Consider the following 13,332-nt stretch of genomic DNA (forward strand, 5'->3'; position numbering starts at 1 on the left):
CACCGTTTTCAGGCCCGCATGTACCGGATTCCCCTCCTGCTCAGCCTGCTCCTGCTCATCGGCCCGGCCTGGGCCGAGGAGAGCGTGGCCGATCCCGGCCGCAAGCCCGCGTGCCCGCAGGCCGAGCAGGCCAACGGCGACGAGGCCGGCAAGGACGCCCACCCGGGATCCGGCCGGCCCGGCGATGCCGCCCCGGTGCGGCCGCGCGCCTCGTCCGCCGGCCGCTCCGGGCCACGCTGGCACAGCCTGCTGCCTGGCATGATGCGCTGAGCGGGGGCTTGCCCCGCACCGGCTGTGCCCGCACCCTGCGGGCATGTTCTCCCTGCTGCGACACTTCCGCTCGCGTCCGGCTCCCGAACTGCCGGCCGACCGCGCCGCCGACCTGGCCCGCGACCTGCCCTGGCTGGCGCGGCTGAGGCCGGAACGCCGGCAGCGCCTGCTGGCCTTGACGGCCCGTTTCCTTGCCGAGAAGACCATCACGCCGGTGCAGGGCCTGAGCCTGTCGCCGCGGCAACAGGCCATGATCGCCGCCCTCGGCTGCCTGCCGCTGATCGAGTTCGGCGCCGAGGGCCTGCACGGCTGGTCGCAGGTGCTGGTCTACCCGGGCGCCTTCCGGGCCCATCGCAGCCACCACGACGCCGACACCGGCGTGGTCACCGAATGGGAAGACGAGCTCAGCGGCGAGGCCTGGGAGCAGGGGCCGCTGGTGCTGAGCTGGGACGACCTGCTGGCCGATCTGGCCGAGCCCGAGGCCGGCTACCAGCTGGCGGTGCACGAGATGGCGCACAAGCTCGACGCCCTGGACGGCGCGATGGACGGCACGCCGCCCCTGCCCGCCGCCTGGCAGCGGCAGTGGGCGCGCGACTTCCAGGCGGCGTACGACAGCTTCCGCGCGCGCGTGCAGGCCGGGGAGGAGACGGCCATGGACGCCTATGCGGCGGAAGCGCCTGAGGAATTCTTCGCCGTCGCCAGCGAATACCACTTCTCGGCGCCGGCGCTGCTTTCGGCGGAAATGCCCGCCGTCGCCGACCACCTTCTCCGCCTCTACGGCCCTTCGCCGATTCCCGGGGGGAAGGAAACTCAATAGGCGGGCGGGAAGCTGACCTGGAAGCGGGCGCCACCGAGCTCGGGGGCGCGGCCAACCTCCAGTTCCCCGCGGTAGGCGGCGACGATGTCCTGGACGATGGACAGACCGATGCCGTGACCCTGCACGCGCTCGTCGCCGCGCACGCCGCGTTGCAACACCCGCTCGACGTTCTCCGGGGCGATGCCGGGTCCGTCGTCCTCGACCGTGATGCGGACGCCGGGGCGGCGGCTGCCGACCGCGGGCAGCACCGCCACGGTCAGCAGCACGCGCCTGCAGGCCCACTTGAAGGCGTTCTCCAGCAGGTTGCCGAGCAACTCCTGCAGGTCGCCCAGTTCGCCATGGAAACGCGCCTCGGGGTCGATCTCGAATTCGCACAGCACGCCCTTGTCGGCGTATACCTTTTCCAGGCCGGCGACTATTTCCTCGGCCCGCTGCGCGATCTCGATCGGTGCCGCGTACAGGCTGTGGCCGCTGCGGGCCGCCCGCGAAAGCTGGTAGCTGACGATTTCGTTCATGCGCTGCACCTGGGCCTGGACCTCGGCGCGCAGTTCGGCGCAACCGGCGTCGGCATCGAGCCGCGAACGCAGCACCGCCAGCGGTGTCTTCAGGCTGTGCGCCAGGTCCGACAGCGTGTTGCGGCTGCGCTCCAGATGGCTGCGCTCGCTTTCGATCAGGTTGTTGATGGCCTCGGCCAGCGGCTCCAGCTCGCGCGGATGGCGGCCGGACAGGCGTTGGCTCAGGCCCTTGCGCACGCGATCCAGTTCCCGCTCGACATGCACCAGCGGCCACAGGCTCCAGCGCAGCACCAGGGTCTGCACCAGCAATAGCACCAGCGCCGCCAGCGCCAGGTAGCCCCAGAGCGCACGCCGGTAAACGTTCACCTGCTCCTGCACCTGGGCGGCGTCCTCGTAGACGCTGAAGGTGAGCGGGTAGTCGCCGGCGAGCTCCCAGATCACGCCGATGGAATACACATAGACCGAGTTCTCCATGCCGTAGGCATCGACGATGCGCAGCGGCCCTTCGAAGCTGCTTTCGCCCGGCGCGAGGAAAGGCACCGGCGGCAGCGAGCGGCCCAGGGCCGAGGCCGACTCCCAGCGCAGGCCTTCGCCGCGCACGGTGGCGTACAGGCCCGATCCCGGACGCAGGAAGCGGTGGTCGGGCGGAACCTCGGGTGAGATGAAGGCGCGGCTGCGGTCCAGTTCGCTTTCAGCCAGATAACCCTCGGCCAGGGCGGCCAGGCGGTCGCGCAGGGCGTTCTGCGCGGTGTCCACGAAGGCGCGGTCGAGCGCGTAGCCGGTACCGCCCAGAAAGGCCACCAGCGCCACGCTGGCGGCCGCCAGCTGGCGGGCCTGCAGCGAAAGCGTGCGCCAGGCCCGCAAGGTTTACTCGTTGCGCGGAATGGCGAAGCGGTAGCCGCGACCGCGCACCGTCTCGATCGGCTTGAGCACGCCGTCCGGGTCCAGCTTCTTGCGCAGGCGACCGATGAAGACCTCCAGCACGTTGGAGTCGCGGTCGAAATCCTGCTGATAGATGTGCTCGGTCAGGTCGGCCTTGGAGACCAGCTCGCCGGCGTGCAGCATCAGGTACTCCAGCACCTTGTACTCGTAGCTGGTCAGGTCCACCGCCTGGCCGTTGACCGCGACCGTCTGCGCGGACAGGTCCAGGCGCACGGGGCCGCAATCCAGCACCGGCTTGCTCCAGCCGGCGGCGCGACGCAGGAGCGCATTCATGCGCGCCAGCAGCTCTTCCACGTGGAAGGGCTTGACCAGATAGTCGTCGGCGCCGGATTTCAGGCCCTCCACCTTGTCCTGCCAGCTGGAGCGGGCGGTGAGGATCAGGATCGGGAACTTCTGCCCGGCCTCGCGCAGGGCTTTCACCAGATCCATGCCCGAGAGCTTGGGCAGGCCCAGGTCGATCACGGCGATGTCGAAGGGAACTTCGCGACCGTGGTACAGGCCTTCCTCGCCGTCGGCGGCGGTGTCCACGGCGAAGCCTTCGCGCTTGAGGCGCGCGGCCAGGGTCTCACGCAGGGGGGCTTCGTCCTCGACCAGCAGTACGCGCATGTCGTCTCCTTCGAAAGGGGCGGCCCGCGCGGGGCCGGGAATCAGTCGTCGCGGCGGCGGGGCTCCGGGCGGGAAGGCGGCGGCACCCGCACGCCGTCACCGGTCGTCGCGGCCTCCGCACCGTGTCGGGGCAGGGCCCGGACCTGGTCCCGTTCGCGCTGCATGGCCTCCCGGGCGCGCATGCGCTCCCGCAGCAGACTGCCGGATCGCGGGTATTCGTCCGGAAGCCCCGGCTGCGCGCGCGCTCTGCCGCCGTCACGCTCGGGCTCGCGCGGTGCGTCGATCACCCGCACCCGCCCTTCCGGGGTCAGCACCTTGAGGCGGTAGGTTTCGCGATCGCCGCGACGCATCGGCTGGGCCTGCAACACCCGGCCGCCGTCGCGCTCGACCTGGCGGACCCTGTCGCCGGCGTCCTCGCGCAGGGCGGCGCGCCGGGCGTCGTCCTCGGCCACGGCCTGGCCGCACACGGCCAGCGCAGCAATCAGGACCAAGGGGCGGAAGGCAGCGGACATCGGCGGGATACTAGTCTTCGGGAAGGCGGCCGGCTAGCCGGGCCATGCGGGGCGCAGTCTGGTCCCCGGGCAGTGAATCCGGTCTGAATTCCAACCACATCAATCACTTGCCGCTTCCCGGGTTCACCCGCCCCTCAGCAAGCCACCGGGGCGATCCTCGACTCCGGCTCTCGACTCCGGCCCCGGCTTGCCGGGTCAGAAGATCTCGGCGACGCAGCAGCGGAGCGAGCCGCCGGCCTTTTCGATCTCGTCCAGCGGCACCTCGGCCACGGCCAGGCCGGCGCGGGCCAGGATGGCGTGCTGATCGGGGCGCAGGGCGGCGGCGCCGGCGGCGCTGAACCAGGCCCGCCGCGGCGACAGGGCGATGCAGTTGCCGGCGAAGGCGGCCTTCTGGCCGGCGTCCAGCTCGATCACCGCCGGGGCGTAGAGCCCGGCCAGGGCGGCCGGCACCGCCGGGTCGGCGAAGCCGGCCGGGCACAGCACCAGGGCCTGCCCCGCCAGCACGCTCATCACCACATTGGTGTGGTACTCGCCCGGCGCCAGCTCGGAAACCAGGGTGGCCCGCAGGCCGAAGGCGGCGTGCATGGCGACGGCGCCGGCCTCGTCGCAGCGTTCGCTCAGGCCGCAGAAGCCGAGGCCACGGGCGCGGTCGATGACCAGGGCGCCGGTCAGCTCACAGATGCCGGGCTGCCCGCGCAGGTCCACCACGTCGTAGCCCAGCACGCCGGTGAAGAAGGCGCGGATGTCGGCGCGCTCGGCCTCGCGCCGGCGTACCGGGTGGCGCATGTGGCCGATCACCAGCCGGCCCGGCGCGGTGCCGAAGACGTTGTTGGGGAACAGCCCGTCCGGCGCGGCCGGATCGCCGGGGAAGCAGGGCACCGGCAATTCCTCCGACAGCGCCGCCTGCAGGGCGCGGTGCTGGGCCAGGGCGCGCCGCGGATCCACGGCCGCGTTCATGGCCATGTAGGCGTTGTCGCGGGCCGACTGCTCGGCCAGGGCGAAGCCCTCGGGCGCGACCAGGAAGGCGGCCTTGGCACAGGCCGGCAGGTCGGCCGGCGCGCGGCGGAAGGCGTCGGCGAAGGCGGCGGGGTCGCGGGTGATCACGCGGCTTCCCCACGCAGGCGCGTGCGCTCCAGCGCGCGTTCGACCACGTCCCAGCCGGCGCCGGGCCGCACCGCCTCCTGGCTGAGCACCTGGCGGAAGGCGCGGCCGCCGGGCTGGCCATGGAACAGGCCGAGCACATGCCGGCTGAGGTGCTTGAGGGCGACGCCGCGCGCCAGGCAGTCCTCGAGGTAGGGCCGCAAGGCCAGCAGCAGTTCCTCACGCGACGCCGGCGGCCGCTCCGGCTCGAAGATCGCCCGGTCCATCAGGTGCAGGCGGTAGGGCTCGTGATAGGCGGCACGGCCGATCATCACGCCGTCCACCTGCGACAGCTGCGCCAGCGCCTCGTCCGCGCTGCCGATGCCGCCGTTGATCAGCACCTGCAAGTCCGGCCGTTCGCGCTTGAGCCTGTGCACCCAGGGATAACGCAGCGGCGGGATCTCGCGGTTCTCCTTCGGGCTCAGGCCCTGCAGCCAGGCCTTGCGCGCGTGCACCACGAACAGCCGGCAACCGGCCGCGGCCACCGTATCCACGAAGGCGCGGAAGACCTCGTAGTCCTCCTGCTCGTCCACGCCCAGCCGGCATTTCACCGTCACCGGCACCTGCGCGGGCGCGGCGGCGATCATGGCAGCCACACAATCGGCCACCAGGGCCGGTTCCTTCATCAGGCAGGCGCCGAAGCGGCCGGCCTGGACGCGGTCGCTGGGGCAGCCGACGTTGAGGTTGACCTCGTCATAACCCCAGTCGGCGCCGATGCGGGTGGCCTCGGCCAGGTGCGCCGGGTCGCTGCCGCCCAGTTGCAGCGCCACCGGATGCTCGACGGCATCGAAGCCCAGCAGCCGCTCGCGGTCGCCGTGGATCACCGCCTGTGCATGCACCATCTCGGTGTACAGCCGCGCATGCGGCGCCAGGAGGCGATGGAAGACGCGGCAGTGCCGGTCGGTCCAGTCCATCATCGGGGCGACCGACAATCTGAAGTCGGCTGGATTGTAGGCCTGGCGCGGCTCTTGGCCTGATTCCATGGGTCTCGCGGGCTCCGGATTGCCGGTGGATTCTCTGGGGTTTTTGGCTATTGCCTGATCCCGAGTGCTACATTCGGTGCTACGCAAGAAGGCTTGTAGCACCAATGGGAACGATCACCGCGCGACGGCGGGCCGACGGCTCGACAGGATACACCGCACAGATCCGGCTCAAGCGCGACGGCAAGGTCGTCCACTCGGAGGCCGAGACCTTCAGCTCCCGAGCCTTGGCCAAAGAATGGCTGAGCCGGCGCGAGGCTGCCCTGGAGGGCCAACGGGCCCGGGGAGAACCCGTCGGTCGCCGCGTGACCCTGGGCGAGCTCGTGGCCTGGTACGAGCAGCGAGAGCGCGCCGACCAACCCTGGGGAAGGTCCAAGCGGGCTGACTTGGCTAGACTCAAGGCTGGTTCCCTGAAAGATCGCAAGGTGGAGGACCTCTCCCGTCCGGACTTTATCGCCTATGTCGAGACCCGCCGCGCCGCCGGCGCCGGCCCGGCCACGGCCGGCAACGACATCATCTGGCTGCGCTCGGTCTTCAAGGCCGCAGCCGCCGTCCTGGGCGTACCCGTTCCGCTGGCAGCGCTCGATGAGGCGGCCGAATATCTTCGCTCGGCCCGGGTCGTGGCCAAGTCCCGCAGCCGCGATCGCCGACTCACGGCTGACGAAGAGAAGCGGATCCTCGAGCACCTATCCAAACGTGACCGCCGTGGCGAGATCCCGATGACCGATATCGTCCAGTTCGCGCTACTGACCACCCGGCGTCAGGAAGAGATCACGCGCCTGCAGTGGGCCGATCTCAATCGGGACAAGGGAACGGCATTGCTTCGCGATGCGAAGCATCCTCGGCAGAAGATAGGTAACCACCGCACCTTCCGGATGCCGGCAGGCGCCTGGGAGATCATCGATCGGCAGCCGCGGATTACCCTTGAGGACGGGACAGAGGATCCGCGGGTGTTCCCATTCAACCCGAAGTCCATCGGTGCGGCTTTCACGCGAGCCGTGCGGTTCCTTGGGATCAACGATCTGCACTTCCACGACCTGCGACACGAAGCCACGAGCCGCCTATTCGAACGCGGCTATTCGATCCAGGAAGTGGCTCAGTTCTCGCTTCACGAGTCATGGGCGACACTGAAGCGGTACACGCACCTCAAGCCAGAGAACGTACCTGAGCGATAAGAGAAGGGCCCGCAATTGCGGTCCCTTCTGGTGGAGGCATCTCTATTTTAGATGCCCGTCTGCGTCTTGGGCTCCTAGAGCGCGGCACCTGCAGCAGCCGCCTGCGCCTGCCGCGGCGCAGGCCAAGCTCGAGCGGGCGCGCGTGGCGGCGCCGGCACGGCTGCTGCCGCACCTGGAACGGCGGTGGAAGGGGATCGGGGTCAACACCGGGCGGCGCAAGGACGGCCGACGGCGTGGGCCGGCTTCGGCCGCCCTCTGCGTTCACCCAGGGATGAGCCCGATCCCCTACCGCCCCGAGATCGACGGCCTGCGTGCCGTTGCCATCCTCGCCGTCCTGTTCTACCACGCGGTGCCGACCTGGCTGCCGGGCGGCTTCGTTGGCGTCGACGTCTTTTTCGTGATCTCGGGCTACCTGATCACCTCGATCCTGGCGGCCGAGCACGCCGCCACGGGCCGGATCGACCTGCCCGGCTTCTATGCCCGGCGGGCGCGGCGCCTGCTCCCTGCGCTGGGGCTGGTGGTCGTGGCCACAGTGCTGCTGGGCTGGGTGCTGGTGCCGACCGGCCCCTTCGTGCACGACCTGCTGGAGTCCGCCGGCGCCTCGCTGCTGTTCGCGGGCAATGTCTACTTCCAGTTCACCAGCGGCGGCTACTTCGACGGCCCCGGCGACGAAATGCCCCTGCTGCACCTGTGGTCGCTGGGCGTCGAGGAGCAGTTCTACCTGGTCTTCCCGCTGATCCTGCTGGCGGCCGGTCGGCTGGGCCGGCGCGGCGCGACCTGGGGCCTGGGCCTGCTCGCGCTGGCGTCGTTCGGCCTGGCCGAGCACCTGATGGGGCGCGCGCCGAACACGGCCTTTTTCCAGATGCCGCCCCGGTTCTGGGAGCTGGCCGCTGGCGCACTGGTGGCCCTGTCGGTTCCGCGCACTAGGTCGCCGTGGCTGGCGATCGCTGGTCTGTCGCTGATCGCCTGGGCAGCCCTGTCGCCGGCGGGCAGCTTCCCGGGGATCGGTGCGCTGCCGCCGGTGCTTGGCGCGGTGCTGGTGCTGGTGCCGGTGCACGGCGGCCTTTCGGCCCGGCTGCCGCGGCCGGTGGTGGCCATCGGGAAGTGCTCGTATTCGCTCTATCTCTGGCACTGGCCTCTGCTGGCGCTCGAGCGCGCGACGAGCATCGGCGAGCCGCCGGCGTGGCGCATGCTGGCTTGGTGTGCGCTGGCAGTTCTGCTGGCCGGCATCTCCTATCGGTATGTCGAGCGTCCGGCATTGGCCAGGCTGGGAAGGCGGCCAAGCCGCTACGTCCTGACGCTAAGCGCTGCGACCGTTTCGCTGGTATTGGTCGCGGGGCTGACCGCGCACGCGCTGCACCGCCCCCGCGAGGGCGCCGCAGAGCTGGCAGCCCGGGCCAAGCTCGACCGACCGCCATACCACGATGAGTGCCATTTCGCCTTGGATGAAGACGTCGAGCAGCTGATCTGGTGTCGGTCAGCAGCAGGCGATCCGCGCATCGCCGTCTGGGGTGACTCGCATGCGCTCGCCTGGTCGCCGTTCGCATGGGAGATCGCCGACCGGCGCGGCACCGTGGCCACGCTGGTGAGTATGGACGCATGCCCGCCGGTGGTCGGGTTCGCGACCGAACGCGCGGACTTCCCGACCCATCAGGCGAACTGCGGGCGGCTCAACGATATGGCGCTTGAGGCCCTGCCGGCGTTCGACACGGTCGTGCTCGCCGCCCGCTGGGCGAGTTACATGGCGCCGGGGGCCGAGCCGGAATTTGATGAACAACTAGATCGCGCGATTGCCGCGCTGGGCTCGGTCCCCGAGATCCTGATCATCCTGCCGGCGTACGAGCTCAGGGAGCCGGCACCGAAGTGCATCCTGGCCGAGATGGAGAGCGCCTGCAGCCTGAGCCGGGATGCGGCCGAGGCGGCCCGGGCGGACACCGTAGCCAGGCTTCGCGCCGTCGCTGAGCGGCACCCGAACGTGCGCCTGGTCGACCCCCTGCCCTATTTCTGCGGCACCGGCGAGTGCCCTGTCCGCAAGGGCCTGGACGCCCTGTTCTGGGACGACGACCACGTCAGCACCTCGGCCGCGCGCGGATTCGCGCATTGGTTCAATGCGACGGCTCGGCAGGGCGCTGCAGCGCCCTGATCCGGATAGCCATCGAGTCAATGGTCATGGCCCGTTGAGGAATGGGTAGCTCGGGGTGTAGTTACCGTTCGGTCCGCTGAGTGCGCTCACGCGCACCTCGTCAATATGACCGGTGTATGGGTTGTTCCCGTTCGAGTCCGCGCCGATGCGGATCACGCTCGACGGATTCGGCAGCGTGCCTGTGTAGCTGCCCGTCGTGCCGGAGCGAGTGCCGTTGAGCCAGACGTAGATCGTGTTGCCGATTCGCCCGCAGGCCACGTCGTGCCACGCGTTCGCGGTTACGCCGTTGGCCGACGCGAACGCTGGGCCAGGCCAAACCGCCAACGTCAGCGTCGACCCGTTGACATAGAAGGTCCAGGCTCTGTCACCGGTCGCGGTACCCCACTGACTGATGATCGTCTTTGCGCCGGTGGTATTCGGGATGCGAATGCTAGCCTCGACAAAAAAGTCGCCAGAGCCAAAGGCCCACGCGGCGGTGTGCGAGGTTTCCACCCAGTCACCGGTGCCGTCCAGCAGTAGCGACGCCCCACCGTATCGGCTCTGCGCCGTGCTGATCTGGGCATTCCCACTGCCAGACCAGTTGCCACCCAGTTTCTCGTCGGCGAAGCTGGTGGAGCCGTTGGCGCCGTCGAAGTGAAGCAACGCGACGCGCGAGGCCCAGTCGGGGTCGACGGCGCCGCCGCCCGCCCGCGGGGTTGCCGCCCCGAGCAGACCCATCGGGATCACGGCGCCGCCTCCAGGTTGCCCTCGAGGTCCCAAGTGTCAACGGCTCGCTTGATCAGCGTCGCCTTTGCCCACCGCTTACGCAGCTTCAAGGTCTCGGGTGTGCGGATGGTGACGTCACCGTCGACCGGCGCAATTGTGGTCTGGCCGGATCCGTCTTGGCCAAGGTCAATCCGCGTGCCGACTGGGAAAGCCACCACGCTGTTTTTCGGCACGATCAGCGTATTGGCGGCAGCGTTGTCCATCGTCACCAGCCTGAAGGCATCGGACAGCGCCAAGGTGTAGCTGGTGCCCGACTGCGCGTTCACGGGGCTGGTGAGTGCGTAGGCACGCAGAATTGCCAGCGCCACCTTGCGGCTGCGCGTGCCTGCGGCCTCCCCCGGCTGCTCGAGCTCGGCCAGGTCGGCGTCGGCCAACGGTGCGGCATCGTCGAGGTCCGAAATCTTAACGTTAGGCATGTTACTGCTCCTTCACGCGGCGTTCGCCGCCGTCAGTAATCCGGGTGTCACCGGCGTCGGTTGTGCGCGCGCTCGATGGGGAGGTGAGGTACGCAAACTCGGCAACGGCGGCTTGCCAGCTGACCAGGCCATCGCGCTGGGCCTCCACTTCCACACGGGCCGTGCCGTTTCCGGTGAGGGTGTAGGGCGTGGAGCTGGTGCCGCTGATCCCGCTCTCGGTGTGGTCGAGGACGCCGTTCAGGTAGATCCGCACCGTGTAGCTGGTACCCAGTTCCGGGCCAATACTGGCCTCCGCCTCATCCGCCAACACGTCCTGCTGGAGCAGGCGATCTCGGTGCGCCCAGGTCACCGTGAGCGCACCCACGGCCGAGGCCGGATAGGCCATGTCCGTCGCCAGTTCGTCGGAGATCCGAAGGCGGCCCGGCGCATAGGGGCGAGCAGCTCGGCCGGCCAGCGGGACGCTCTCAGCGGGCGAGGCATCTTCCTCCAGCAGTCCGGCTGAAGTGCGGGTCAGGACCTTCACGTCCACGACCTCACCCTCGCTGTACTCGGTGGGGTCGGCCGACGCCCACAGATCGAATGCCCAGACCCGGGTCCCTGCAGGCCAGGCCCTGGGCGGTGTATCTGCGCAGCCTCGCCCCAGCGTTATCGTGCCGGCGACCTCATCGATCGCATCGATGCGGCAAACCTCGCTGCCAAGGAGAACCGCGCTGCCGACTTCGAATCGGTCGGCATCCACGATGTCCACGACATCGATCACCAAATCCATCGGCCCCACATCAGTGGCCAGCTTCGCGCTGGGACACCAGTCTCCGTTGCCAGCCTGCGCGTAGCTCGACGGCGAGACGCGGGTCCTCATCTCGTAATTGAGGCTCGCACCCGGCGGCCGCGCGGCGACGACAGCGACGAAGCCTGCGTCCGCGGCCAGCGCCGCAGTCTCGGCCGTGCCGAGGTTCCCAAGCAGCTCCCGATACGGCACCTCGAACGCGACCACCGCCTGACTTGCCTGAGGGGTTAGATCAGGCTCGGTCCAACCGATCGGCTGCGCGCTGATGTAGCCCGTGGCGGGCAGGCCGAATACGTCCTCCACGGCCTCGATACGGATCCGCCCGCTGGTGAGCGAGCCATAGTCGACCTTGCCGATCCGCAGAGCCATCTGCGCGACGCCGAGCTCAGGCCAGACGAACTTGATGACGTCGCCTGGCTGGAGGCCGTAGCCCTCCCGGTTAACCGACAGGCGCACCCGCGCGAGCGCCGAGGCCGACGCACGGAGATCGCGCAATGCGGTGCGCACTGCCAGATCGATCGTTGGCAGGCCCGGATACGATCGAGACTGCGGGACCACAGCCCCCTGGGCTTGGATGTTCGCCAGCTGCTGGACCGTAACCGAACCGGTCTTGCCGGTGCTCACGTCCGTGTAGGCCACGGTGAGCTCGTTGATTGTCTCGGTAAGGCTCGCACGCTCGAACCCCTCGAGCTCGATCGTGTTGCCCACGGAAGAGCCGAACACGGGAAGCTCGTCGATGTCGTAGTCCGCGCGAATCGGCTTGAGGCGGAACAGCCCGGTCCGAGGGTCCTCGCCGCAAGCAGCGCCGGCATGGTCCATGACCGTCTGAATGAAGGACTGGATCGCGTCCTGCTGCGTCCATTGCATGCACAAGCCGAGCCCTTCCGCATGGAAGGTGTCCGCTGCCGCCGTGAAGCTCGCCTCGTCGATCTTCGTCGGCGGGTAGCCGAGGCCCCACTGGGTGTTGGTCAGGCACTCGTAGACGATGTGGGCGGGGTTCATGGCCTGGCTCTCGGGGTCGATCACCGCGAGGGTCACCTCCACGTTGGCCATCTTGACGCGGCCATCCGAGCCAACGCTCACCTCCTTGCGGAAGACCTGCGTGACGATGTTCGGAGGCGAGCCCAGCGTGACGAACTCCGAGCCAAAGACCTCCTGGGTCGCCTCGTTGACGATCGAGACGTTGAAGCCGGTGGTGCCGTTGTACTCGGCGGTGAAGACGAACCACTCCCCCAGCGGCACCTTGTCCTCGCCCAGGTAGACGTCCGGGCTGATCTCCACGCCGGTGCTGCGGATCGAGAAGGACGGGCGCTGCAGCGCGTCGATCGTATAGTCGCGGGAGGGAATGAACGTCAGCACGTAGCTGGTGGTCGGCTGGTCCCACAGGTCGAAAGTCGCAATGTCGTCGGTGCCGTAGGCCTCGACCTTGAAGCGCAGCCGCACGGACTTGAGCAGCCCCGGGCCGATCGGCTTGGTGACCACGCCAGCAGTGGTGCCCTCGAAAACCAGGCACGAGCCGCCGTCGAATCCGGCAGTGAACGAGGCAGCCGAGCCGCTGTAGATGTCGTAGCCGGAGACGCCGGAAGCGAAGTTTTCCGTGAAGACCTGCCCGCTCGAAAGCGGGTCGAACAGGCCGACGACCGCCTTCTCGGGATACCAGGCGCTCCCACCCTCCCAGCCGGCCAGAATCCGTCGCACCCGGACCGCCCACGGCTTGATGTACGGGTTGTTTGCGGCGATTCGGCCGCGGCGGAATACCAGCCCGAGGATCCCTCGATAGGCCGGCTGGGGCGTGCCCTGCTGCGCCGCCAGGTAGTCATTGGCTGCCTGGCTGGGTCCACCCATCATGACGTCGGCCGTGCCTTGGATACCGCCCTCGCGCTCTTCGCCACCAAACAGCTCCGGGGCGTTGATGCTGATCTGGGCGTTGTCCGTGATGCTGCCGGACCACGCCGTGCGATCGCCGCCCCGGATCTCGCTCACCTCGTCGACAGGGCCATGGCACAGCCCGAGATGCAGGCCCATCTCGTACCAGTACCCGACGGTCTGCTTCTTCGAGCTACCCACGGGCGGCCGCCTCCTCGCGAGCCAGCGCGCACACACGCGCGGTCAATGCGTCCCCCGTGGCCTCGAGCTCGTCGGCCGGGATGCCGTCCCGAAGAAAGCCCGTCCAGTCCAGGCCATAGCGCAAGAAGAATGCCCTGGCGCCGCGGGCGCAGAGCCTGGCCTGACGGATGTGGACCATAGTCACGCGCGGTTCATCC

At 69.2% G+C, this 13,332-nt stretch carries 13 protein-coding genes; 4 read left to right on the forward strand and 9 right to left on the reverse strand.

The features are described 5' to 3' along the window. The first annotated feature begins 18 nt into the window (after positions 1-18). Together F0415_RS05725 and F0415_RS05730 are read left to right on the forward strand one after the other, a co-directional pair. Positions 19-270 carry a hypothetical protein gene (locus tag F0415_RS05725; protein WP_149860238.1) on the forward strand — a complete coding sequence of 84 codons (252 nt, stop codon included), beginning with the start codon at positions 19-21 and terminating at the stop codon, positions 268-270. Positions 271-292: 22 nt separating this feature from the next. Further along, the gene (locus F0415_RS05730) at positions 293-1,087 is read left to right on the forward strand and encodes a M90 family metallopeptidase (RefSeq protein WP_425457828.1); all 795 of its coding nucleotides are present in this window, start codon (positions 293-295) and stop codon (positions 1,085-1,087) included. Here F0415_RS05730 and F0415_RS05735 read toward each other — a convergent pair. The 5 genes from F0415_RS05735 to dusA form a co-directional block, all read right to left on the reverse strand. Further along, entirely contained in the window at positions 1,081-2,466 is a 1,386-nt protein-coding gene (locus tag F0415_RS05735; RefSeq protein ID WP_149860240.1) for an ATP-binding protein, read from the reverse strand. The genes F0415_RS05730 and F0415_RS05735 overlap by 7 nt on opposite strands. A 3-nt stretch (positions 2,467-2,469) precedes the next feature. Beyond that, positions 2,470-3,150, reverse strand: a complete 681-nt coding sequence (locus tag F0415_RS05740; RefSeq protein WP_149860241.1) for a response regulator transcription factor — start codon at positions 3,148-3,150, stop codon at positions 2,470-2,472. 41 nt (positions 3,151-3,191) lie between these two features. Further along, entirely contained in the window at positions 3,192-3,662 is a 471-nt protein-coding gene (locus F0415_RS05745; protein ID WP_149860242.1) for a hypothetical protein, read from the reverse strand. Positions 3,663-3,857: 195 nt separating this feature from the next. Further along, entirely contained in the window at positions 3,858-4,766 is a 909-nt protein-coding gene (locus F0415_RS05750) for an arginine deiminase-related protein (protein WP_149860243.1), read from the reverse strand. Continuing rightward, the gene (gene dusA, locus F0415_RS05755) at positions 4,763-5,785 is read right to left on the reverse strand and encodes a tRNA dihydrouridine(20/20a) synthase DusA (RefSeq protein WP_149860244.1); all 1,023 of its coding nucleotides are present in this window, start codon (positions 5,783-5,785) and stop codon (positions 4,763-4,765) included. Before dusA ends, F0415_RS05750 begins: the two co-directional genes overlap by 4 nt. A gap of 104 nt (positions 5,786-5,889) precedes the next feature. Between dusA and F0415_RS05760 the strand changes: the two genes are divergently transcribed. Continuing rightward, a complete protein-coding gene (locus tag F0415_RS05760) occupies positions 5,890-6,957 on the forward strand; it encodes a site-specific integrase (protein WP_149860245.1) in 1,068 nt (355 codons plus the stop codon). 271 nt (positions 6,958-7,228) lie between these two features. Then, the gene (locus F0415_RS05765; RefSeq protein ID WP_149860246.1) at positions 7,229-9,100 is read left to right on the forward strand and encodes an acyltransferase family protein; all 1,872 of its coding nucleotides are present in this window, start codon (positions 7,229-7,231) and stop codon (positions 9,098-9,100) included. A 24-nt stretch (positions 9,101-9,124) separates the two neighbouring features. Here the strand turns inward: F0415_RS05765 and F0415_RS05770 are convergent, their stop codons facing one another. Genes F0415_RS05770 through F0415_RS05785 form a run of 4 tightly spaced genes read right to left on the reverse strand, consistent with a single transcriptional unit; the run spans position 9,125 to position 13,319 of the window. Next, complete coding sequence (locus F0415_RS05770; RefSeq protein WP_246149898.1) at positions 9,125-9,817, reverse strand: LamG domain-containing protein; 693 nt, start codon at positions 9,815-9,817, stop codon at positions 9,125-9,127. Between the two features lie 5 nt (positions 9,818-9,822). Beyond that, positions 9,823-10,281, reverse strand: coding sequence for a hypothetical protein (locus F0415_RS05775; protein WP_149860248.1), 459 nt, complete (start codon positions 10,279-10,281; stop codon positions 9,823-9,825). A gap of 1 nt (position 10,282) precedes the next feature. Further along, positions 10,283-13,135 carry a phage tail protein gene (locus F0415_RS05780; RefSeq protein WP_149860249.1) on the reverse strand — a complete coding sequence of 951 codons (2,853 nt, stop codon included), beginning with the start codon at positions 13,133-13,135 and terminating at the stop codon, positions 10,283-10,285. Next, positions 13,128-13,319, reverse strand: a complete 192-nt coding sequence (locus tag F0415_RS05785) for a hypothetical protein (RefSeq protein WP_425457826.1) — start codon at positions 13,317-13,319, stop codon at positions 13,128-13,130. The genes F0415_RS05780 and F0415_RS05785 overlap by 8 nt, the downstream gene beginning before the upstream one ends. Between the last annotated feature and the right edge of the window lie 13 nt (positions 13,320-13,332).

Origin of the sequence: Arenimonas fontis, from assembly GCF_008386465.1 — a bacterium.
GTDB lineage: Bacteria > Pseudomonadota > Gammaproteobacteria > Xanthomonadales > Xanthomonadaceae > Arenimonas > Arenimonas fontis.